Source organism: Mesorhizobium sp. WSM4311, from assembly GCF_002295115.1.
In the GTDB taxonomy this organism is placed as follows: Bacteria; Pseudomonadota; Alphaproteobacteria; order Rhizobiales; family Rhizobiaceae; genus Mesorhizobium.
This window is the reverse complement of the sequence record NZ_NSFV01000006.1, coordinates 353,002-374,865: the sequence shown is the minus strand read 5'-3', so window position 1 is coordinate 374,865 and position 21,864 is coordinate 353,002. Positions and strand designations below refer to the sequence as shown.

The window sequence follows — 21,864 nt, the reverse complement described above, 5'->3', positions numbered from 1 at the left end:
ATGTCGCTCGACCGGTCCTCCATCCGTGCACCCGAAAGGCAGCTCCCACCGGCGCCCGAAGATCGGCTCGCCGCACTGGAACGGGTAATTCGGCGTTTCAGCAACACCGACGGGCTGGTCAAGCGTGGCGGTCTCGTCACCGAAGTCACGTCCACGCACTACAAGGTGCGCGGCCTTTCCGATTTCGCCAGGCTGGGCGACATCGTCGAGCAGCGCGGCCAGTCCGGCGCGCGCCGCGGCGAGATCGTCAAGATCAGCCGCGACGAAGTCGTCGTCGCCCCCTTCGAACGCAGCGCCGATGCCGGTATCGGCGATGCGGTGTTCCGCAGGGGTCCACTCGCGGTGGCGCCGCATGATTCATGGCGCGGCCGCACCATCGACGCGCTCACCCGGGCGATCGATGGCGGTGCGCCGCTGATCAGGGGCGAAGACCTGTCGGGCGGCGCCACGACGCCAGGCGCCATGGCGCGGCAGCGCGTCGGTACCGCCTTCATGACCGGCGTCAAGGTCATCGACATCTTCACGCCGCTGTGCTTCGGTCAGCGCATGGGCGTCTTTGCGGGTTCGGGCGTCGGCAAGTCGACGCTGCTCGCCATGCTCGCCGGCGCCGACGCGTTCGACACCGTCGTCGTTGCGCTGATCGGCGAACGCGGCCGCGAGGTCCGCGAATTCCTCGAGGACACAATCGGCGACAGCATGGCCAAGACCGTGGCCGTCGTCGCCACCAGCGACGAGAGCGCCATGATGCGCCGGCGCGCGCCCGACACCGCCATGAGGGTCGCCGAGCACTTTCGCGACCAGGGCCACCGCGTGCTGTTGGTGCTGGATTCGATCACCCGCTTCGCCCATGCCTTGCGTGAGGTGGCGACGGGAACCGGCGAGCCGCCGGTCGCCCGCGGTTATCCCGCCTCGGTATTCACCGAACTTCCCAAATTGCTCGAGCGCGCCGGACCGGGGGCCGAAGGCAAGGGGTCGATTACCGCCATCATTTCCGTGCTGGTCGACGGCGACGACCACAATGATCCGGTCGCCGATTCCGTGCGCGGCATCCTCGACGGCCATGTCGTGCTCGACCGCGCGATCGCCGAACAGGGTCGCTATCCGCCGGTCAATCCCCTGTCATCCATATCGCGCCTGGCCGGCAAGGCCTGGAGCGTCGAACAGCGCGCTTTGGTGACGCGGCTGAAGTCGATGATCGCACGCTTCGAGGACACGCGCGACATCCGCCTGCTCGGCGCCTATCAGGGTGGCGCCGACGCCGAGCTCGACATCGCCGTGCGCCAGGTGCCGCTGATCTACGAGGCGCTGACGCAATCGCCCAGGGACCGCCCGTCAGCCGATCCGTTCTCCGATCTCGCCCGCCATCTCAAGGGAAAGCTGAATGCCGAATCAGGAGACTGAACGCCAATACACCGAGCGCATCCTGAATGAGATGATCGCCGCGGCGAACGCCGCCGAGGAGGCTCAAGCCGAGGAGGAGAGGAGGGCCAAGGCAAAGGCCGCCAGCGCCATCGCAGCCAAGACCGCGGCTGTTCTGGCCAGAGCCGTCAAGCCGGTCCTGCCCCGATCCGAACCTGTCGCTCGGGCTGCCGCGCCCGTGGTTCCCCGCGTCGAGGCCGCCGAGATCACGCAGGCAAGCCGCGAATCGCTGATCGATGGCCTGTTTCCCGTCACCGAATGGCCGCAACCGCCAAAGGCGCAATTTCCAAAATTAAGCAAGAAGGCGGACCGGCGCAGCGACTTCGTCATCGCCGCGCTCGGCGTCACGCTCGGCCTGATCTGCGCCCTGTTTCCCTGGTATATCTTCTTCAACCAGGAGCAGTTCGGCGTTCAGGCGATCAAGTTTGGCGGCACCGGCACCAATTCGGGACGCGAGGGTGGCGGCGTGGTGACCTCGCGCAGCGCGCCGCTGACGGCCAAGGACCTTCCCAACACCAGCATCGACCTGCTCGCCACCGGGACGGTGCAGGATGACGCCACCCCGGCGCAGCCGCCCGGCGACCAGCCCTTCCCGGCCGATGTCGCGAAATTCCGCATGGTCCATGTCGCCAACGGCCGTGCCATGATCGAGGACGACACCGGCCTGTGGATCGTCCAGCGCGGCTCGATACTGCCGGACTCTAGCACCGTGTCGTCGATCGAGCAGCGCAACGGCAAATGGGTCATGCTGACCAGCACCAACCAGCTGATCCAGCTTTCCAGGTAGCGGCTGCCCGCAAGGTCCGCGCAAGACTGGCGGCCTAGTCTTTGGGCACATGCCCGGAGATTCCCATGGAGCCCGTTTCCCTTTTCGATCTCGCCGCCAAGCAAGCGCAGTGGCTTTCCGTGCGCCAGTCGGCGATCGCCGGCAACATCGCCAACGCCAACACGCCGGGCTACACGGCAAACGATGTCGAGCCCTTCGAGAAGGTGCTCGACCGCACGGCTGTGTCGTTGCAGACCACCGAGGCCGGCCATCTCGGCAGCGCGGCGACCAATGCCGGCTTCACCATCAAGCCGCAGGAAGATGACGGCGTGGTCATGCCGTCCAAGAACACCGTCGTGCTTGAGGACCAGCTTCTCAAGGCTGGCGAGGTGCGCCGTTCCTTCGAGCTCAACACGGCTATCGTCAAGGCTTTCCACTCGATGATGATGATGGCGGTGAAGAGCTGACATGGACGCACTGACCGCAGCCCTGAAAGTCGCAGCATCCGGCCTCGGCGCCCAGTCCGAGCGCCTGCGCGTGGTCTCTGAAAACCTCGCCAATGCCCAGTCGACCGGCACGACGCCCGGCGCTGACCCCTATCGCCGCAAGACCATCAGCTTCGTCTCCGAGCTTGACCGGGCGTCCGGCGCCTCAACGGTTGAAGTGAACTCGATCGACCGCGATCCAAGTGTCTTCCCCGTCGAATTCCAGCCTGGCAACGAGGCCGCCGACGAGAAGGGCTACGTCAAGATGCCCAATGTCAACGCGCTGATCGAAATGGCCGACATGACCGAGGCCAACCGCTCCTACGAGGCCAACCTGCAAGTCGTGAAGCAGGCGCGCGACCTCATTTCAATGACCATCGACCTGATGAGGAACCAATGATCGTGAACGGCATCGGCGCGCTCAACCTGAAGCCCGGGCTGGGCGATACGGCGACCGACCTGCTTCAGGGCGGTGTCGCGCCGGCGACATCAGGCAACCTTGGCACCTCCTTTGCCGAAGCGGTGAGCCAGGCAGCCTCCAAGACCGTCAACACGCTGCAGAATGCCGAACAGGTGTCGCTCCAGGCGCTCAAGGGCGATGCCGACACACGCCAGGTCGTCGATGCCGTGATGAGCGCGCAGCAGGCGCTTCAGACCGCCGTCGCCATCCGCGACAAGGTCGTTTCGGCCTACCTCGAAGTCAGTCGCATGGGTATCTGAGGAATAGGTCATGAAAGCACTTTCCATCGCCGCCACCGGCATGAATGCCCAGCAGACAAATCTGGAAGTCATCGCCAACAACATCGCCAACATCAACACCACCGGCTACAAGCGGGCGCGCGCCGAATTCTCCGACCTGCTCTACCAGGTTGACCGCACGCAAGGCGTACCCAACCGATCCAACGCCTCGCTGGTGCCGGAAGGCGTTTCGATCGGTCTCGGCGTCAAGACGACGGCCGTGCGCAACGTGCACACCCAGGGCGAACTGACCAGCACCGGCAACAGTTTCGACATGGCGCTGACCGGCAGGGGCTGGTTCCAGATCGAGGGCGCCGATGGCGGCACGCTCTACACCCGCGCCGGCGCCTTCAACACCAACGCCACCGGCCAGCTGGTGACGGTGGATGGCGCCAATGTCATTCCGGCGATCACCGTGCCGACCGACGCGGTCGAGGTGATCGTCAATAAGACCGGTCAGGTGTTTGCCCGCATCGACGGCCAGACCGACCTGCAGAATCTCGGCCAGCTCCAGATCGTCAACTTCGCCAACGAGGCGGGCCTCGCGCCGCTCGGCGACAATCTGTTCCAGGAAACGACCGCCTCCGGCCCGGCCAATGCCGGCGTGCCCGGCGATCCCGGCTTCGCCACCATCCAGCAGGGCTATCTCGAGGCCTCCAACGTCGACCCGGTCAAGGAAATCACCGAGCTGATCTCGGCGCAGCGCGCCTATGAGATGAATTCCAAGGTGATCCAGGCCGCCGACGACATGGCCTCGGTCGTCTCCAAGAACATCAGGTAAGGGATGATGGCCATGCCGATCTCCTGCTCCGCATTCCGCCGCACCGCGCTGATCCTTGCGCTGGTAGTCGGTGGCTTGCCGGCTTTCGCCCAGGAATCGGCAAATCAATCGACAAATCAGTCGGCAACGCAGATCGCCGGCAATCAGCCTGCCGGCGAAGTCGTGCTGATCCCCAGTCGCGTCATCTACCCCGGCGAGACCATCGAACTCGCCGCCCTGAAACAGGTGACCCTCATCGCGGGCAAACACAAGCCCGATGCGATGGCGACCCGCGCCGAAGAGCTTCAGGGCAAGATCGCCAAGCGCACGCTGCTGCCCGGTCGCTACATCCCGGCCGCCGCCATCCGCGAGGCCTGGCTGGTCGAACAGGGTGCAGCCGTGCAGGTCTTCTTCATCGCCGGCGGACTGACGATATCGGCCACCGCGGTAACCTTGCAGCCAGGTTCAGCTGGCGACCTCATCAAGGTTCGCAACAGCGATAGCGGCAAGATCCTCTCCGGCACGGTGATGGCCGACGGAACCATCCAGGTCAGCGCTTCATGATGCGCCCGCTTGCCCTTCTGCTTGCTGCCACGCTGGGCCTGCAGCCAGCGCTGGCCGACGGCCTGACACCCAAGGCCAAGCGCGAACTCGCCGCCAAGAACGGCGGCGTCTACGACGATCCGGAATATGATCCGGCGACCACCACCCGCATGTTCCGCGTTTCGCCCGGACCGAGCTCGCTGCCGCCTGGCCAGGTCGCCTCGCGCATCAAGGACATCGCCCAGCTGCAGAGTTCGCGCGACAACCAGCTGGTCGGCTACGGCCTGGTCATCGGCCTCGCCGGCTCGGGTGACAGTCTGCGCAATTCGCCGTTCACCGAGCAGTCGATCCGCGCCATGCTCGAAAATCTCGGCATCGCCACCGAAGGCGGCCGCGCGCGCGCCAAGAACGTCGCCGCCGTCATCGTCACCGCCAACATGCCCCCCTATGTGCAATCGGGCGCCCGCATCGACATCGACGTCTCCTCTATGGGCGACGCCACCTCGCTTGCCGGCGGCACGCTGATCATGACGCCGCTGAAGGCGGCGGACGGCGAGATCTATGCTGTCGGTCAGGGCGCGGTCATCGTTTCCGGCTTCACCGCCAAGGGCCAGGCCGAACAATTGACGCAAGGCGTGCCGACCGCCGGCCGGGTGCCGAACGGCGCCATCGTCGAGCGTTCGGTGAAGGCCGAGTTCGACGACCAGTCGACGCTGACGCTGCAATTGCGCAATCCCGATTTCTCGACCGCCATCCGCATCGCCGACGCGATCAACGACTATACCAGCCAGCGCTTCGGCATGCGCGTCGCGGGTGAGCGCGATTCTCGCACCGTGCAGATCAGAAGGCCAAAGGGCGTTTCGGCCGCGCGCTTCTATGCCGAGATCGAAAACCTGGTGGTCGAATCCGATACGCCGGCCCGCGTCGTCATCGACGAGCGCACCGGCACCATCGTAATCGGCAACGACGTCAAGATCTCGCGCGTCGCCATCAGCCACGGCACGCTCACGGTGCGCATCACCGAAGCGCCGCGCATCGTGCAGCCGGAACCTTTCTCCAAGGGCGAAACCGCTGTCGAGCCGTTCACCGCCATCGACGCCAGCCGGCCCGATGCCCGCGTCGCGGTGCTCGACGGACCCGACCTGCAAACCCTCGTTTCCGGCCTCAACCGCCTCGGCGTCAAGCCGGACGGTATCATTGCCATCCTGCAAGGCATCAAGTCGGCCGGCGCCCTGCAAGCCGATCTGGTCCTCCAATAGGCGATGCCGATGATCCCCTCCCTTCTATCCCACGAAAGACGCTCCTGCCGCGCAATCCTGTTCGCGGCCGCGGCTCTCGCGGCCATGGCCGTTGCCAGTGGCGGCGCACATGGCGAGGATGTCGTTCGCCAGGTTCTGCCCGGAGCGCAGCCCGCGGTGGCGCCGCAGCAATTGGCGCGGGAGAAGGCGCCCGACCAGAGCGAGATCGAGCGCTTCTGCTCCAACATCGCCGACGCCGCCCGCGACCGCCGCTACGCCTTGCAGGCCGAGGAACTGAAGCAGCTGCAGGCCGGCATCGACGAGCGCATGAAAGCGCTGGACGCGAAGAAGGCCGAATACGAGACCTGGCTGAAGCGGCGTGAAGTGTTCCTGGCCCGGGCCGAGGACGGCGTCGTCAAGATCTATGCCGGCATGAAGCCCGATGCGGCGGCCGAACGCCTGGCGATCGTCAACGCCGACCTGGCCGCGGCCATCCTGATGAAGCTCGATTCACGCAAGGCCGGCGTCATTCTCAACGAAATGGACCAGAAGGCGGCGGCGACTCTCACCGGCATCATGGCCAGCGCAGCCCGAAGGGTAGATCCGTCATGATCCGCAGAACGCTCATCCTGTGCGCGGTGGCAGCCCTGTCCGGCTGCGGCACCAACCTCAGGGAAGTCGGCAAGGAACCGTCGCTGTCGCCGGTCGGCTCGGGCATTGACGGCGGCAACACGTCTTCCCTGTACAGATACCCCGAGCCGCCTCGGGCACCGGTGAAAAAGTTCTCGCTGTGGGACGATCGCCAGAGCCGCCTCTTCACCGATCCCCGGGCGCTCTCGCAGGGCGACATCCTGACCGTCACGATCAAGGTCAACGACCGCGCCAATTTCAAGAACCAGAACGACAGGAGCCGCACCGCCAACCGCAAGCTCGGCTTCGACCTCAGCGCGCAATGGGACAAGTGGAGCACCGCCGGCAAGGGCGCCGGCACGCTCAACTCCGCAACGGACACGACGGCCGATGGCGAGATCAAACGATCGGAAACGCTTGAACTCAATGTCGCGGCGATCGTCACCGATGTCTTGCCGAACGGCAATCTGATGATCACGGGGTCGCAGGAAGTGCGCGTCAACGCCGAACTGAGGGTGCTGACCATCGCCGGCATCGTGCGGCCGGCCGATATCGGCGCCGAGAACACGATCCCCTACGAACGGATCGCCGAGGCGCGCATTTCCTATGGCGGGCGCGGCCGCATCACCGAGATCCAGCAGCCGGCCTACGGCCAGCAGATCCTCGACCAGGTTCTTCCGTTCTAGGGATTGGAGAACAGAGCGCCGTGGCCAATGTCGAACAACTCCAGCCTCGCAAGGGTCCATCCCTTGTGGTTCAGGGCGCCATGCTGCTGGTGGTGACGGTCGCCGCCATCGGCATGGGCTGGATGTCCGGAGGTTATCTCAAGGGCGCCGGCGCACCGCCATCGGTGCCGGCTGCTCCTGAAAATGCGGGCAAGGTTGCCGAACCCTCTGCTGCGCAACAGCCTGGCACGGGGCCGACGCTTGTCGCGCTGCCGCCGATCACCACGAATATCGCCTCACCCGCCGACACCTGGATCCGGATGGAAGCATCCGTGGTCTACGACGCGCCGCAGCCGCCGGCGATGACGGAGGACATCCATCAGGACCTTCTGGCCTTCGTGCGTACGCTGAAGATGCATCAGGTCGAGGGCGCCAGCGGTTACCAGCACCTGAAAGCCGATATCGAGGAACGCGCCTCGATCCGCAGCCAGGGGCACGCCAAACAGGTTCTCATCAGGACATTGCTGCTCGAATGAAGAAGTTCCTTCTCGCCGCGGCGCTGATCGGCGCCGCCACCTCCGTCGCGGCGGCGCAGCAGCTGGACCTGGGCGGCATCGGAAAGGCCGACGGTACCACCGTCGGCTACATCATCCAGATGTTCGGCCTGCTGACCGTGCTGTCGGTGGCGCCCGGGCTGCTGATCATGGTGACGAGCTTCACCCGTTTCGTCATCGCCTTCTCGATCCTGCGCGCCGGCATCGGCCTGCAGTCGACGCCGGCGAACCTCATCCTCATTTCGCTGTCGCTGTTCATGACCTTCTACGTCATGGCGCCGACGTTCGATCAGGCCTGGAACACCGGCGTCAAGCCGCTGATGGACAACCAGATCAGCCAGACCGAGGCCTTCGAGAAGATCTCGGATCCGTTCCGCACCTTCATGCTGCACAATGTGCGCGACAAGGATTTCGACCTTTTCGCCGACCTCGCGCGCGAGCGCGGCCAGGTCGTCGCCAAGGAGACGGTCGACCTGCGCATCCTGGTGCCCGCCTTCATGATCTCCGAGATCCGCCGCGGCTTCGAGATCGGCTTCCTGATCGTGCTGCCCTTCCTGGTCATCGACCTGATCGTCGCCACCATCACCATGGCGATGGGCATGATGATGCTGCCGCCCACCGTTGTCTCGCTGCCGTTCAAGATCCTGTTCTTTGTCCTGATCGACGGCTGGAACCTGCTCGTCGGCAGCCTGGTGCGCTCCTTCACCTGACCCTGCTCTCCGGCCCGAGGCCGCGTCTGCCCGACAGGACCGGGCAGTGCGCCGGACATCGTCGATTTTTTCTCGAATTATTTTCGATTAACCGTCCGATTTAGCCCTTTGGTAGGAACTCGCCGCCATAGTCGCTCGCAGATGGCGGGTGATCTCTCGACGATCATTGGCATGATGCCGCTCCGTCATACCGGAAAAGCCGGTATGTCAAAAAAACACCTGTAAAAACAAGGTACGAGTAGCCATGGCCAGTATCATGACCAACAGCGCCGCATTGACGGCCCTGCAGAGCCTTAACGCCACCCAGAACAACCTCTCCACCACCCAGGCCCGCATCTCGACGGGCTACCGCGTCTCCCAGGCTTCGGACAACGCCGCCTATTGGTCGATCGCCACCACGATGCGTTCCGACAACCAGGCCATGTCCACCGTTTCGGACTCGCTCGGCCTCGGCGCCTCGAAGGTCGACACCGCCTACACCGGCATGAACAGCGCGATCACCACCATCAATGCGATCCAGCAGAAGCTGACCGCGTCCTACGGTCAGACCGATGCCGCGAAGGAAAAGACCCAGGTCGAAATCGCCGCTCTGCAGCAGCAGCTGAAGGGTTACGCCGACTCCGCCACCTTCTCCGGCACCAACATGCTGTCGGTGTCCACCGCCACGGGCACGGCCGCCGACGTCAAGATCGTCTCGGCCTTCAACCGCAGCTCGACCGGCGCGGTTTCGCTCTCGACGATCGATGTCAACGTGGAAAGCATCAAGCTCTATGACTCCGGCGCCGCGCCGACCGCCAAGGGCCTTCTGGATACGGCCCGCCTCGGCACCACTGGCGCTGCAACCACCACGGCACAGAACCCGACCCTTGGTGCCGCTCCCGCTGCCGGCGATACCTATTCGGTCGCCTCGCTGAAAATCTTCTCGGGCACCACGGCCGCCAGCGACGCTCAGATCTCGCAGATGATGACCGTCGTCGACGCCGCGCTCAAGGACATGACGACCGCCGCCACCAAGCTCGGCGCCGCCAAGAGCTCCATCGACCTGCAGAAGACCTTCACGCAGAGCCTGATGGACTCCATCGACCGCGGCGTTGGCCAGCTGGTCGATGCCGACATGAACAAGGAATCGACCCGCCTCCAGGCGCTGCAGGTCCAGCAGCAGCTCGGCGTCCAGGCGCTGTCGATCGCCAACGGCTCGTCGCAGTCGATCCTGTCGCTCTTCCGCGGCTGATCGCTCTACACCGACCAACCAAGAAAACGGGCCGCGCCAAAAGCGCGGCCCGTTTTGCGTTTGCTCCAGCCCCGCGCAACCCTCGTTTCTTAACCCTCGAAAGCGAGCCTTTAACAGGCCGTTAACCATAACGCGCTAGTCATGGTTAACCAAAGCTTACAACGGATTGGCGAATCGGCCCGGTCGGGGCGACGGCAATCGACGGGCGGGCCAGCGGCTCGCGAGGGCAATGCCGGTTTTTGAGAAAGACCGGCCTGGGAAAAAGGAGCGAGTTTCTTGGCGAGCATCATGACAAACGCCGCGGCGTTGACCGCACTTCAAAGCCTCAACGCCACCAACAAATCGCTTGAGCAGACACAGTCGCGAATCTCGACGGGCTACAGGGTCTCCGAGGCCTCCGACAACGCCGCCTACTGGTCGATCGCCACGACGATGCGCTCCGACAACGCAGCCTTGTCGACGGTGCAGGACGCGCTCGGCCTCGGCGCCTCGAAAGTCGACACCGCCTATACCGGCATGAACAATGTTCTGACGTCGATCGGCCAGCTCAAGACCAAGCTGCTCTCCACCATTGGCCAGACAGCTGCCGCAAAGGCAAAGACACAGACGGAAATCACCACGCTTCAGGCGCAGATGAAGTCCTTTGCCGATGCCGCCACCTTCTCGGGCTCGAACTACCTTTCGGTGACGTCAACGCAGGTCGCTGCCCCCAATGACGGCGTTCAGGCCGACGCCAAGATCGTCGCGTCCTTCAACCGCTCCTCCTCCGGCGCCATCTCGCTCGGAACGATCGACATCGATGTCGAGAGCACGAAACTGTTCGACAACGGTCTTGCCACCGCCGTCAAGAACCAGGGCACGCTCGACCGCCAGACGTCCGTATACGCGACAGCGGCCGCCCAGAACCTGTACGACACAGCCTATGCGGCTACGATCGCTGGCGGTGGCACGGACATCGCCGCCAACACCGCTGGCCAGACGGCCGCGGGCGCGGTGGTCCCCAGGATTGACAATGTTTCCGCCTTCAATCTCGACATCACGGCGGCGGGAGTGACCGACGACATCATCACCCAGATGATCGGCAAGATCGACAAGGTCATGAGCCAGCTGACCGACCAGGCCACCATCCTCGGCGCCGCCAAGAGCTCCATCGACCTGCAGAAGACCTTCACGCAGAGCCTGATGGACTCCATCGACCGCGGCGTCGGTCAGCTCGTCGATGCCGACATGAACAAGGAATCGACCCGCCTGCAGGCATTGCAGGTCCAGCAGCAGCTCGGCATCCAGTCGCTGTCGATCGCCAACAGCTCCTCGCAGTCGATCCTGTCGCTGTTCAAGAACGGCTAATCCGGCTGTAGCCGACAGATACCCCTCCCTCCAATTCACGGGCCGCGCCGCAAGCGCGGCCCGATTTCATTTTCGCACAAGCTTCGAGGGCTAGTGTTCCGGCGGACAATCATGCTGGGAGTCGCTCTATCGTGCCGGAACAGATCCAGAGCATCATCTCGAATCTCCGCGGTTTTGGTGTGAAGCGCCTCGCCATGCTGGCGGGCATCGCCGTTCTGGTGATGGGCGTCATCGGCATCGCCTCGGTCTACCTCAACCGCCCGGCCTACGACACGCTCTATGTCGGGCTCGACCGCTCCGACGTGAACCAGATCGGCCTGGTGCTGGGCGAGGCGGGCATCGGCTTCGATGTCGGCGCCGACGGAACCTCGGTTCTGGTGCCGGCCGGCACCACGGCACAGGCGCGCATGCTGCTTGCCGAAAAGGGTCTGCCGACCAGCGCCAATGCCGGCTACGAGCTGTTCGACAATGTCGGGGCGATGGGCCTGACCTCGTTCATGCAGCAGATCACCCGTGTGCGGGCGCTGGAAGGCGAGATTGCCCGCACCATCCAGTCCATATCGGGCATCAAGGCGGCTCGCGTCCACATCGTCATGTCCGAGCGCGCCAATTTCCGCCGCGACGAACAGCAGCCCTCGGCATCGGTGGTCATCCGCTATGCCGGCATCGACGCAGAGAAGAGCGCCCAGTCGATCCGCCACCTGGTCGCCGCCGCCGTGCCTGGCCTGTCGGCCGACAAGGTGACGGTGCTCGATTCCAACGGCAACCTGCTGGCCGCCGGCGACGATCCCTCCAACACCAGTGCGGCCCGCACGCTCGGCGTCGAGCAGACGGTCGAGGCGCAGATCGGCGACAACATCCGCCGCGCGCTGGCGCCATACCTCGGCCCTGACAATTTCCGCGCCAGCGTCAAGGCCGAGGTCAACACCGACACCCGCCAGACGGAAGAAACCATTTTCGATCCGAACTCGCGCGTCGAGCGCTCGGTGCAGTCGGTGCGCGCCAATGAGAACAGCAACCAGAAGCAGGCCTCGACCCCGGCCAGCGTCGAGCAGAACCTGCCGGAGACCCAGGCGACCAGCACCGAGGGTCCGCAAACGACCTCGGCGAACGACCGCAAGGAAGAGATCACCAATTACGAGATCAACTCCAAGAAGATCGCCACCGTCTCCAACGGCTACACCGTCACCAAGATGTCGATCGCCGTCGTCGTCAACCAGGATCGGCTGAAGGCGATCCTGGGCAAGGACGCTACCCCGGAGCAGATCGCCAAGCGCGTCGCCGAGATCCAGAAGATGGTGACGTCGGCCACCGGCCTCGACGACAAGCGTGGCGACGTCATCGACGTCTCGGCGGTCGAATTCATCGACGGGCTCGACGGCGAAGCGATCCCGCAGGCTGGAATGCTGGATTCCATCGGCCAGCACGCCGGCACGCTGATCAACGCCGGCGCTTTCATCGTCGTGGTGTTCCTGGTGGCCTTCTTCGGCTTGCGGCCGATGGCGGCCGCACTGACGGCAAAAGCGATGCCCGCTTTGCCAGGCCCGAATTTCGATGAAGTCCAGCGGTCGCTGCCGACACCCGAGGCGGCTGCTTCCGTCGATGCGGGTGCCGCCATCGGCGCCTTGCCCGGCTCGCGGCCGGGCACCAATCCGCTCGATGATCTTCGCCAGAAGATCAGGCCGGCGCCACAGGAGCGGCTTGCCCGCATGGTAGACCTCAACGAGGAGCGCACAGCGCAGATCCTGCGCAAATGGGCGGCCCAGGAAGTCGCGGCGTAAACCATGGCCTCCGCAGCCCTTTTCGATCTTCTCCCTGATTTCGGTACGCGCGCGCAGCGTGTCAGTCAGCCCCAGGCCGCATCCGAGCACAGGCCGGAAGCATCCGCACCGCAGGCCGATATCGGCACGCTGATCGCCGAGGCGGTTGCCCAGGCAGAAGCAGCGCTGACGGAACGGCTTGTCGCCGCCCACGACGCTGCGCTGGAAGCGGAGCGCCAGGCGCATGTTGAGGAAGCGAGGGTTTTCCTCGAAAGCTTCGGCGGCGACATCGGCAAGGCGGTCTCGCTGCGCATCGACGCCATGGAGGCGCGCGTAACGGACCTTGTCACCGCCACGGTCGCACGCATCATCGGCGGCATTGTCAGCGACGATCTGCAGAAGCGCTCGCTCGAAGCGCTCGCCGGAGCGGTTCGCGAAGCCGTCGGCGATGGCGAAGCGGTGCGCATCGCCGTCCGTGGGCCACTGTCGCTGTTCGAAACGCTGAAGGCATCGCTTGGACCAAGCATTGCAAATCTCGACTTCATCGAGGCGCCAGGTTTCGACCTGACCGTGACCATTGACGAGGCCGTGTTCGAGACACGCATCGCCGAATGGTCGGCCACCCTTTCCGAGGTCTTGTCATGAGTGTCGCCGAGGCCGATCACGGCAGGCACGAGATCATCATCGTGCGGCGGGGTCATGACGACCACGACGAGGGCCATCACGGTGGCGTCTGGAAGATCGCCTTTGCCGATTTCATGACCGCCATGATGTGCTTCTTCCTGGTGATGTGGCTAATCAACGCCGCCAACGAACAGACCAAGGCGGCCGTCGCCAGCTACTTCAACCCGGTCAAGCTCGTCGACCGTGAGTCGAGCCGCAAGGGCCTTGAGGACCTCGGCAATGGGCCGCGCGCGGTCGGGATGACGACCGACGACCCGCAGGAGGCGACAAAAAAGTCTGGACAGGACGGCATCGGTGCGGCGGGCTCATCCAACCGCAAGCAGGACAAGCAGGAGCCGAACAAGGCTGAACAGTCGGATGAGCATCTGTTCGCCGACCCCTACGCCGTGCTCTCCGAAATCGCCACCGACACCGGCGTCATGCAGAATGTCAGCCAGAAGGGCGACGGCGGCGCGCAAAGCGCCGGGCCGGCGACGGGCGCCTCGGGCGGCGCGTCCTACAGGGATCCCTTCGAGCCGGACTTCTGGTCGCAGCAGGTGGCCACACCCGCCGCCGAGGCGAGTGCCCAGCGCCCCAAGATCGAGGGCGATCCGCTCAAACCAGGTGACAAGGCCGCCGAAACGCAGGTCGCCAAGGTCAAGGCCGTGCCGCCGGCGTCGCCCGTCAAGGAAGCCCCACTCGAGCCCCTGGCCGAGGATGGCAAGGACGCCGCCGCGACGATGGCCAAGGCCGGCGAAATCAAGGCCGGCGAAACCAAGGCCAGCGGCGCCAAGGCCGGTGACGCCAAGACGGGCGAGAGCAAGGCCGTGGCTGCCGCCAAGGCGGATACCGCGGCCGCCGTGCAAGAGACGACCGCGCCTGAAGCCGGGGAAAAGCAGCCGACCGCCGCTGCCGTGAAGGCCGCGGCCGACGTCAAGCGGCAGCTGGCTGAAGCGTTCAAGCCTGGCGACAAGCTGCATGACGGCGTCTCGGTCGAAGCCACCGACAAGGGTGTCGTCATCTCGATCACCGACCAGCTCGACTTCGGCATGTTCGAAGTTGGATCGGCGGTGCCGAGCCGCGAACTGGTGCTGGCGATGGAAAAGATCGGCCGCATCGTCAACAGCCAGAAGGGCACGATCAGCATCAACGGCCACACTGATGCGCGCCCCTTCCGCAGCGCCAGCTACGACAATTGGCGGCTGTCGACGGCGCGCGCGCATTCCGCCTACTACATGCTCGTGCGCGGCGGCGTCGACGAGCGCCGCATCACCGAGGTCGCCGGCTTCGCCGACCGGCAGCCGAAGGATCCGGCCGATCCGCTGTCGGCGGCCAACCGCCGCATTGAGATCCTGATGGCGACCGGCGGATGAAGCGGGCGGCCGTCACCAGCCGGCTGATGGGCCTGTTGCTGCTGGCAGCCGGATATCCGTCGGCCGGCTTCGCCCAGGACACGCTGCAGCCCTACCAGCTGGTGCGCTCGCTGCAGCTGGTCCAGGACCGCATCGCCGCCGGCGATCACGCCGCGATGCCGATGCAGGCCAAGCTGCTCGAGATGATCGATACCCGCTTGCGCGAAGCGGATGCGGAGGACTTCAAGGACCCCAAGAATTTTCGCGCACTCCTGGTCTACGGCATGAGCGGCGGCAATCCGGTGACCGTCGAGGCGGCGGTTTCCCGTGCCAAGTCCGTGGATGCCGAAGACCTCTCAATCGCCAAGGGCGTCATAAACTATCTGGTTGGCCGGCCCGCCAGTGCGATCGAAGTCCTGAGGCCAATCGATCCTATGACGCTGCCCAGCGACCTCGGCGCCTTTCTTGCCTTGGTCAAAGGATCGCTGATGGCGACGGACGACCCGGTGATGGCGCTCACGCTGCTCGACGAGGCCAAGCTGCTCAGCCCCGGCACACTGGTCGAGGAAGCGGCCCTGCGGCGTTCGGTCGGCATCGCCGTGAGCCGAGGCGATGCGGCACGGTTCGCGCGTGCCTCCACCCAATATGTCGAGCGTTACCTCTATTCGCCCTATGCCAGTCAGTTCGCCGATTCCTTCGTCTCCGGCGTCATCACCCTGCATATGTCGATCAGCCAGGACAAGCTCGCCGACATCACCTCGATGATGGATCCCGAGCGCGAGAAGGTGATCTATCTGCGCATCGCCCGCCGCGCCGCGATCGACGGCCTCAGCGAATTGTCGGCCTTTGCCTCCGCGCGGGCCGAGCAGGGCCGCGACGGCAACACCAACCAAGGCGATCCGCGCGCAGAGCTTTACTCGAGCCTGTCCACGGTGACCTCCGGTACGATCGAGGATGTGCGCACCAAGCTCGGCAAGATCGACCGCAGCAAACTGTCGGACGGTGACCGTGCCCTGCTCGACGCCGCTCAGGCGATCGCCGGTGAGGTGGTGGCGCCGCCTGCTTCCCTTCCGGCCACAACTCCGGCGTCTGCACCCCTAGCGCCGCAGCCCAAATCCGAGGTCGCCGCCACGCAGGCCGCCGACGCGGCCGGATTGCCGCCCGTCGAGGGTGCAGTCTCCGAACAGCCCGCCGCCTCGCCATCCCAGCCATCCGACAGGACGGCGGCCGCGACGAGCGCGCCGCCGCCTTCAGCCGATTCGGCGACGGTCCTGCCGGCATCGGCGCCGGCAACTTCTGCCGGTCCCGACACGACCGATCCGACCGACGCCGCCATGATGAAAACCCGTCGACAGCTCGACCTGATCGACCAGATGCTTGGAGCCGCCCCGAAATGACCCCCAGCCTCGGCCCGGCCTTGCCAGGATTTACCGCCGCGCGCACGGCGGAGCAGCCGACCGCCCCCGGCAAGAAGGATGATGCTGGTTTCGGCAAGATGGTGCATGGCCGCGCAGGCCAGGCGGAAAAGCAGCCAACCACCGAGGCAGGCGGGCGCGATCCGCGCTGGAGCAAGCTCGCCGCCGGCCTGGCGGCACAGGCAGGCGAGGACGAGCCGATGCCGACCGGCAAGGCGAGGACCACGCCCACCGGATCGACGGCAGCGAAATCCACGAAGGACGACAAGGGCGTTGAGGCGGACAAGGACGTCGATACCGAAAAGCCGGCGACCGACGCCGGTGCAACGCCGCTCGACGATCATCTGCCTTTGCTGATGGCGTTTCATGACCTGCGCCATTTCTCGACATCGGCCAAGTCAGCCGATGCAAGCGAGGCCGGACAGGAACCGGCGCTCGACGGGCAGCTCCTGTCGAAAGCCTATCGCGCGGCGTCCGTCGCTGGGCAAGACGACCTCGAACCTATGCCGAAGCCCGAGCGGGTCGCACTCGTCGACGGGCCGTTGAAGAAGCTCGACGGCCAATCCGGCCGCGACGCGAGCGCCGGCACTGGCGCGCCACGGCGTGACAATGCAACCGCCGCCGGCCCGCTGCCCGAGACGACAACCGCCGATGTGCCGGGCGTCGAACAGAAGCAGGCGGCGCCACAGCTGAAGTCCATCGCCGACGTCCAGTCCTCGTTGCGGTCGGAGCCAGGAAAACAGCCCTCGGCCCAGGCGCGCGTCGACGTGGTTTCCGAGCGCAGCTTCCCCGCCCCGCCGCAGGCGCCGATGAGCCAGGCAGCACTCAACGTAATCAACGCCGTAGCGGCCGATGTTGGCCCGCAGCAGGCGTTTTCGACAGCCGCCGCGACCACCCACATGGCCGGCTCTGTTGCCGTTCCGACACATGTGTTGAAGATCGAACTTCACCCGGCCGAGCTGGGCATGGTCACCGCCCATCTTCGCCTCTCGGGAGAACAACTCTCGATTGAATTGAAGCCCGAAACACACGACGCCTACCGCCGGCTTTCCAGCGACAGCGAGGCAATCGTCAAGTCGCTGCGCGGGCTGGGTTTCGAGGTTGATAAGGTCACCATCATGCAACCTTCGGTAGCAGTTCCAGTTGCAACCCGGACGGATGCGACCGCCTCGCTTACCGCCGCGCCTGGCCGCGACCAATCCGCCTTTCAGCCCGGAAACTCCAGTGGCGGCAACGGTGGAGCCGGCGGCCAGCAACCGGGCCAGCAGTCCGCAAGGGGTAATCATGATGACGCGCAAGCCCGCGGCCGCGCCGCTTCGCCATCTCGCGAGCACGCTGGCGGCGATATGTTTATCTAGCCTCGCAACCAGCGCCCTCGCCGCCACCAATCCCTGCGAGCCCGAGATCCTGCGCGCCGCCGATCGCTATGGCGTGCCCGCCGGCATCCTCTATGCCGTCGGCCTGACCGAGACGGGCAAGAAGGGCAGCCTTCAGCCTAACGCCTTGAATATAGAAGGAAAAGCGATCTTTCCAAGGAGCCGGGCCGAAGCGCTTGCCACCTTCGCCAATGCCCGGCGCGAAGGCAAGACGCTGATCGATCTCGGCTGCATGCAGATCAACCACCACTATCATTCCTCGCACTTCCGCAGCGTCGAGGACATGCTCGACCCGCGCCAGAACGTCGATTATGCGGCGCGTTTCCTGGCCAGTCTCCACGCCCGCCACGAGACCTGGTCGATGGCCGTTGCCCGCTACCATGCCGGCCCCGACAACGACCCGGCGCAGAAGGTCTATGTCTGCAGGGTGATCGCCAATATGGTTGCCGCCGGTTTTGGCAAATGGACAACCAACGCCCGCGCCTTCTGCAACCCGTAAGCGTATCTTCTGCTCCTAATACGCCCGTGGCACTGCTCAGGGCTTGCCGTTTTGACTTACCCAGAACTTCCCCCCGTAAGCATATCTGGCTGCACGCTAATGCAACCGGCACGATTCCAGACTCCCAAGAAACTAGTTACAAGAAATGACGGTTGTTCAGGATTCCCGCCAACGGTTAGGCCTTTCCCCACGGGGCAAATGTGTTGATTCGGAGGCGGGGCCGATGATCGTGATCGTTGACGAGCGAGAGCTCGTAACTGAGGGATACAATTCACTTTTTGATCGCGAGGGCGTCGCCTGCGCGGGCTTCGCGCCCGGCGAATTCGGCGAGTGGGTCAACTCGGCCGCCGACACCGACCTGCGATCGGTGCGGGCCTTCCTGATCGGCGACTGCCGCGACGGCGCCATCTCTCCGCGCCAGATCCGCGACCGCACCGGCGCTCCTGTCATTGCGCTCAGCGAGCAGCATTCCCTGGAAAACACGCTGCGGTTGTTCGAGAGCGGCGTCGACGACGTCATCCGCAAGCCCGTCCACATCAGAGAGATCCTGGCCCGCATCACCGCCATCCGCCGGCGCGCCCATGAGGATGTCGCCTACACCGAGATCGGCGCCATGCGCATCTTCATGGACGGCCGCGACCCCGAGATTGACGGCCAGCCGCTGCCCCTGCCGCGCCGCGAACGCCGCATCCTCGAATATCTGGCGAGCAACCGCGGCCGGCGCGTAACCAAGACCCAGGTCTTCAACGCCATCTATGGCATCTTCGACGAAGAGGTCGAGGAGAACGTGGTGGAGAGCCACATCAGCAAACTGCGCAAGAAACTGCGCGAGAAGCTGGGCACCGACCCGATCGATTCCAAACGCTTCCTCGGCTACCGGCTCGTCTTCTGATGCCGCGCCGCGCCAGCCTCGCGCAAGACAGGACGCGTAGCCTCGCCGCCAGTGGCATGGATATTGCGGAGACATCTCGATGAGCCTCTACGGAATGATGCGGACCGGCGTTTCCGGCATGAACGCCCAGGCCAACCGCCTGTCGACAACCGCCGACAACATCGCGAATTCCGATACCACCGGCTACAAGCGGTCCTCGGCCGAATTCTCGACCCTGATCATGCCGTCGACGGGCGGCGCCTATAATTCCGGCGGCGTCACCACGACGATCCGGCAGGCAGTGAGCGATCCGGGCGTGCTGCAGTACACGACCTCTGTCTCCGACCTTGCCGTCAGCGGCGATGGTTTCTTCGTCGTCCAGGATCCGAGCGGCACGCCTTTCCTGACCCGCGCCGGCGCCTTCGTTCCCGACGCACAGGGCAGGCTGGTCAACGCGGCCGGTTTCCAGCTGATGGCCTACAGCTACGCCAATGGCACGCCGGCGGCGACGGTGAACGGCTTCGAGGGTCTGCAGCCGGTCGTCATCTCCGACCAGGGCCTAACCGCGACGCCGAGCACCCTGGGTACTTACAGCGGCAATCTGCCGGCAGGTGCCACGCCGGTCGTCGCCGCCAACCTGCCAGGTGCCAACGCCGCCACCGCGCAGTACACCTCGAAATCGTCGATGGTCGCCTATGACAACCTCGGCAACAAGAAGCTGCTCGACGTCTATTTCACCAACACCGGTACCGGCACCTGGCAGGTCGCGGTTTTCGATCAGTCGAAGGCGACGCCGGGAACATCATTCCCCTACACCGGCGGCGCGCTCGGCACGGCCAACCTGACCTTCGACACCACGACCGGCAAGCTCACTGGCGCGACCACCAGCGTTTCATTCACCGTGCCGGGCGGCGCGAGCCTCAATCTCGATCTGTCGAAGCTGACGCAGCTCGGCACCGGCTTCACGGTTTCTGACGCCCAGGTCAACGGCAACGCACCCAGCACCATCGACAAGGTCCAGATCAGCAAGGACGGCACCATCTACGCCCAGTACAAGGATGGTTCCACCAAGCCGCTCTATAAAATTCCACTGGCCGACGTGCAAAGCCCGGACCAACTCAAGGCCCTGCCCGGCAACGTCTATGCGCAAGGCACCGACTCCGGCGCGATCCGTGTCGGCTTTGCCAATGAGGGCAAGGCCGGTTCGATCATCTCCGGCGCGCTCGAGAATTCCAACGTCGATATCGCCGAGGAATTGACCGACATGATCGCGGCGCAGCGCAGCTACACCGCCAATTCGAAAGTCTTCCAGACCGGTTCCGACCTGATGGACGTCCTTGTCAACCTGAAGAGATAAACCGGGCGCGGCCCGTGAAAGACCAGCATGTCGTTATCTTCCGCATTGAGCATCGCCCAATCTGCGCTTATGAGTACCGCGCGTCAGACCAGCGTTGTCACGCGCAACGTCTCGGACGCCTCCAATCCGGACTATGCGCGCCGCATCGCCGTCGTCACCAGCACGGCGCCCGGCGCGCGTTCGGTTGATATCCAGCGCGTCGCCAACGACCTGCTCTTCCGGCAGAATCTCGGTGCCTTGTCGGCCTATAGCGGCCAGAACGCGCTCTACAGCGGCATGGATCAGCTGGACGTTTCGGTCAATGGCGTCGACAATGCCTCCTCGCCCTCGACGGCAATCGCCAATCTGCAGCAGGCGCTGCAGCTCTACGCCACCTCGCCGTCCAACCAGAATCTCGGCTCGAGCGTCATCGACGCGGCCAAGCAGGTCGTGCGCTCCCTGAATGAAGGCTCCAAGGCCATTCAGGATTTCCGCACCCAGACCGACGGCCAGATCGACACGGCGGTCAAGGACCTGAACGCGCTGCTCGGCCAGTTCCAGGACGCCAACCAGGCGGTCATTTCCGGAACCCGTTCGGGCACCGATGTTTCCGATGCGCTCGACCAGCGCGACGCGCTGCTGAAGAAGATCGCGGACTATGTTCCGATATCGACCTTCACGCGCGGCGACAACGACATGGTCATCACCACGGGTGACGGCACCACGCTGTTCGAGACGATACCGCGCACGGTAAGCTTCACGCCGGCGGCCGGCTATGCCGCCGGCGTCCCCGGCAACACCATCTATATCGACAATGTGCCGGTCTCGGCGGGAAGCGGCGGCAACACCACCGCCAGCGGCAAGCTCGCCGGCCTGCTGCAGTTGCGCGACGGCGTCGCCTCGACCATGCAGAGCCAGCTCGACGAGACCGCGCGCGGCCTGATCACGGCCTTTGCCGAAACCGCGCCCTCGATGCCCAACGCCGCCGGTCTGTTCACCTGGTCCGGCGCGCCGGCGGTGCCGGCTGCGGGCACGCTGGTCAACGGACTGGCCGGCACGATCAGCATCAATGCGGCGATGGATCCGGGCGCCGGCGGCAATCCGACATTGCTGCGCGACGGCGGCGCCAACGGCGCGGCCTACGTCGCCAACACCACCGGCGGCCCTTCCTATTCCAGTCTCCTGATTGCCTATGGCGACCGGCTCGACAAGCCGATGACGTTCGACCCCGCCGCTGGCATTTCGGCAACATCAAGCGTTTCCGACTACGCTGCCAATTCGATCGGCTGGCTGCAGGGCATGCGCCAGCAGGCTTCGACCGCAGCCGATGCGAAGGAAGCGCTGGCACAGCGCAGCTCCGAGGCGCTATCCAATGCGACCGGCGTCAATGTCGACCAGGAAATGTCGCTGATGCTCGACCTCGAACATACCTATCAGGCATCGGCGCGGATGATGAAGACCGTCGACGACATGATGACGGCCCTGTTGAACGCGGTGGGATAATCC

At 64.9% G+C, this 21,864-nt stretch carries 23 protein-coding genes; all 23 read left to right on the top strand.

Annotated features, from left to right (window positions below):
- A complete protein-coding gene (gene fliI, locus CK226_RS18815; protein WP_095772670.1) occupies positions 1 to 1,401 on the top strand; it encodes a flagellar protein export ATPase FliI in 1,401 nt (466 codons plus the stop codon).
- Positions 1,382 to 2,206: a hypothetical protein gene (locus tag CK226_RS18810; RefSeq protein WP_095792695.1), complete on the top strand. Its 825-nt coding sequence runs from the start codon at positions 1,382 to 1,384 to the stop codon at positions 2,204 to 2,206. The genes fliI and CK226_RS18810 overlap by 20 nt, the downstream gene beginning before the upstream one ends.
- Before the next feature lie 65 nt (positions 2,207 to 2,271).
- Complete coding sequence (gene flgB, locus CK226_RS18805) at positions 2,272 to 2,652, top strand: flagellar basal body rod protein FlgB (RefSeq protein WP_019860948.1); 381 nt, start codon at positions 2,272 to 2,274, stop codon at positions 2,650 to 2,652.
- A 1-nt stretch (position 2,653) separates the two neighbouring features.
- The gene (gene flgC / locus CK226_RS18800; protein ID WP_095772668.1) at positions 2,654 to 3,070 is read left to right on the top strand and encodes a flagellar basal body rod protein FlgC; all 417 of its coding nucleotides are present in this window, start codon (positions 2,654 to 2,656) and stop codon (positions 3,068 to 3,070) included.
- Positions 3,067 to 3,390, top strand: coding sequence for a flagellar hook-basal body complex protein FliE (locus CK226_RS18795; RefSeq protein WP_019860949.1), 324 nt, complete (start codon positions 3,067 to 3,069; stop codon positions 3,388 to 3,390). The genes flgC and CK226_RS18795 overlap by 4 nt, the downstream gene beginning before the upstream one ends.
- Before the next feature lie 10 nt (positions 3,391 to 3,400).
- Positions 3,401 to 4,189: a flagellar basal-body rod protein FlgG gene (flgG, locus tag CK226_RS18790; protein ID WP_019860950.1), complete on the top strand. Its 789-nt coding sequence runs from the start codon at positions 3,401 to 3,403 to the stop codon at positions 4,187 to 4,189.
- Positions 4,190 to 4,195: 6 nt separating this feature from the next.
- Complete coding sequence (flgA, locus tag CK226_RS18785) at positions 4,196 to 4,732, top strand: flagellar basal body P-ring formation chaperone FlgA (protein WP_179295800.1); 537 nt, start codon at positions 4,196 to 4,198, stop codon at positions 4,730 to 4,732.
- 149 nt (positions 4,733 to 4,881) lie between these two features.
- The gene (locus tag CK226_RS18780) at positions 4,882 to 5,970 is read left to right on the top strand and encodes a flagellar basal body P-ring protein FlgI (protein WP_245318115.1); all 1,089 of its coding nucleotides are present in this window, start codon (positions 4,882 to 4,884) and stop codon (positions 5,968 to 5,970) included.
- 3 nt (positions 5,971 to 5,973) lie between these two features.
- Entirely contained in the window at positions 5,974 to 6,561 is a 588-nt protein-coding gene (locus tag CK226_RS18775) for a MotE family protein (RefSeq protein ID WP_179296415.1), read from the top strand.
- Positions 6,558 to 7,265 carry a flagellar basal body L-ring protein FlgH gene (flgH, locus tag CK226_RS18770; protein WP_095786944.1) on the top strand — a complete coding sequence of 236 codons (708 nt, stop codon included), beginning with the start codon at positions 6,558 to 6,560 and terminating at the stop codon, positions 7,263 to 7,265. Before CK226_RS18775 ends, flgH begins: the two co-directional genes overlap by 4 nt.
- Positions 7,266 to 7,285: 20 nt before the next feature.
- Positions 7,286 to 7,780 carry a flagellar basal body-associated FliL family protein gene (locus tag CK226_RS18765; protein WP_095792694.1) on the top strand — a complete coding sequence of 165 codons (495 nt, stop codon included), beginning with the start codon at positions 7,286 to 7,288 and terminating at the stop codon, positions 7,778 to 7,780.
- On the top strand, positions 7,777 to 8,508 hold the full coding sequence (fliP, locus tag CK226_RS18760; RefSeq protein ID WP_019860957.1) for a flagellar type III secretion system pore protein FliP: 732 nt from the start codon (positions 7,777 to 7,779) through the stop codon (positions 8,506 to 8,508). The genes CK226_RS18765 and fliP overlap by 4 nt, the downstream gene beginning before the upstream one ends.
- A 244-nt stretch (positions 8,509 to 8,752) precedes the next feature.
- Entirely contained in the window at positions 8,753 to 9,739 is a 987-nt protein-coding gene (locus CK226_RS18755; RefSeq protein WP_032931520.1) for a flagellin, read from the top strand.
- 276 nt (positions 9,740 to 10,015) lie between these two features.
- The gene (locus tag CK226_RS18750) at positions 10,016 to 11,086 is read left to right on the top strand and encodes a flagellin (RefSeq protein ID WP_095772663.1); all 1,071 of its coding nucleotides are present in this window, start codon (positions 10,016 to 10,018) and stop codon (positions 11,084 to 11,086) included.
- A gap of 131 nt (positions 11,087 to 11,217) precedes the next feature.
- Complete coding sequence (gene fliF, locus CK226_RS18745; RefSeq protein WP_095772662.1) at positions 11,218 to 12,867, top strand: flagellar basal-body MS-ring/collar protein FliF; 1,650 nt, start codon at positions 11,218 to 11,220, stop codon at positions 12,865 to 12,867.
- 3 nt (positions 12,868 to 12,870) lie between these two features.
- Positions 12,871 to 13,491 carry a hypothetical protein gene (locus CK226_RS18740; RefSeq protein WP_095792693.1) on the top strand — a complete coding sequence of 207 codons (621 nt, stop codon included), beginning with the start codon at positions 12,871 to 12,873 and terminating at the stop codon, positions 13,489 to 13,491.
- Positions 13,488 to 14,882: a MotB family protein gene (locus tag CK226_RS18735; RefSeq protein WP_095772660.1), complete on the top strand. Its 1,395-nt coding sequence runs from the start codon at positions 13,488 to 13,490 to the stop codon at positions 14,880 to 14,882. The genes CK226_RS18740 and CK226_RS18735 overlap by 4 nt, the downstream gene beginning before the upstream one ends.
- Complete coding sequence (locus CK226_RS18730; RefSeq protein ID WP_095772659.1) at positions 14,879 to 16,258, top strand: chemotaxis protein MotC; 1,380 nt, start codon at positions 14,879 to 14,881, stop codon at positions 16,256 to 16,258. The genes CK226_RS18735 and CK226_RS18730 overlap by 4 nt, the downstream gene beginning before the upstream one ends.
- Positions 16,255 to 17,634 carry a flagellar hook-length control protein FliK gene (locus tag CK226_RS18725; protein WP_095792692.1) on the top strand — a complete coding sequence of 460 codons (1,380 nt, stop codon included), beginning with the start codon at positions 16,255 to 16,257 and terminating at the stop codon, positions 17,632 to 17,634. The genes CK226_RS18730 and CK226_RS18725 overlap by 4 nt, the downstream gene beginning before the upstream one ends.
- Positions 17,564 to 18,151, top strand: coding sequence for a transglycosylase SLT domain-containing protein (locus tag CK226_RS18720; RefSeq protein ID WP_179301078.1), 588 nt, complete (start codon positions 17,564 to 17,566; stop codon positions 18,149 to 18,151). The genes CK226_RS18725 and CK226_RS18720 overlap by 71 nt, the downstream gene beginning before the upstream one ends.
- A 223-nt stretch (positions 18,152 to 18,374) precedes the next feature.
- Positions 18,375 to 19,043 (top strand): response regulator transcription factor, encoded by a 669-nt coding sequence (locus CK226_RS18715; protein WP_010911291.1) that lies wholly within the window; start codon positions 18,375 to 18,377, stop codon positions 19,041 to 19,043.
- 79 nt (positions 19,044 to 19,122) lie between these two features.
- Positions 19,123 to 20,379: a flagellar hook protein FlgE gene (locus tag CK226_RS18710; RefSeq protein WP_095772657.1), complete on the top strand. Its 1,257-nt coding sequence runs from the start codon at positions 19,123 to 19,125 to the stop codon at positions 20,377 to 20,379.
- Positions 20,380 to 20,406: 27 nt separating this feature from the next.
- The gene (gene flgK, locus CK226_RS18705) at positions 20,407 to 21,861 is read left to right on the top strand and encodes a flagellar hook-associated protein FlgK (RefSeq protein WP_095792691.1); all 1,455 of its coding nucleotides are present in this window, start codon (positions 20,407 to 20,409) and stop codon (positions 21,859 to 21,861) included.
- Positions 21,862 to 21,864 lie beyond the last annotated feature (3 nt).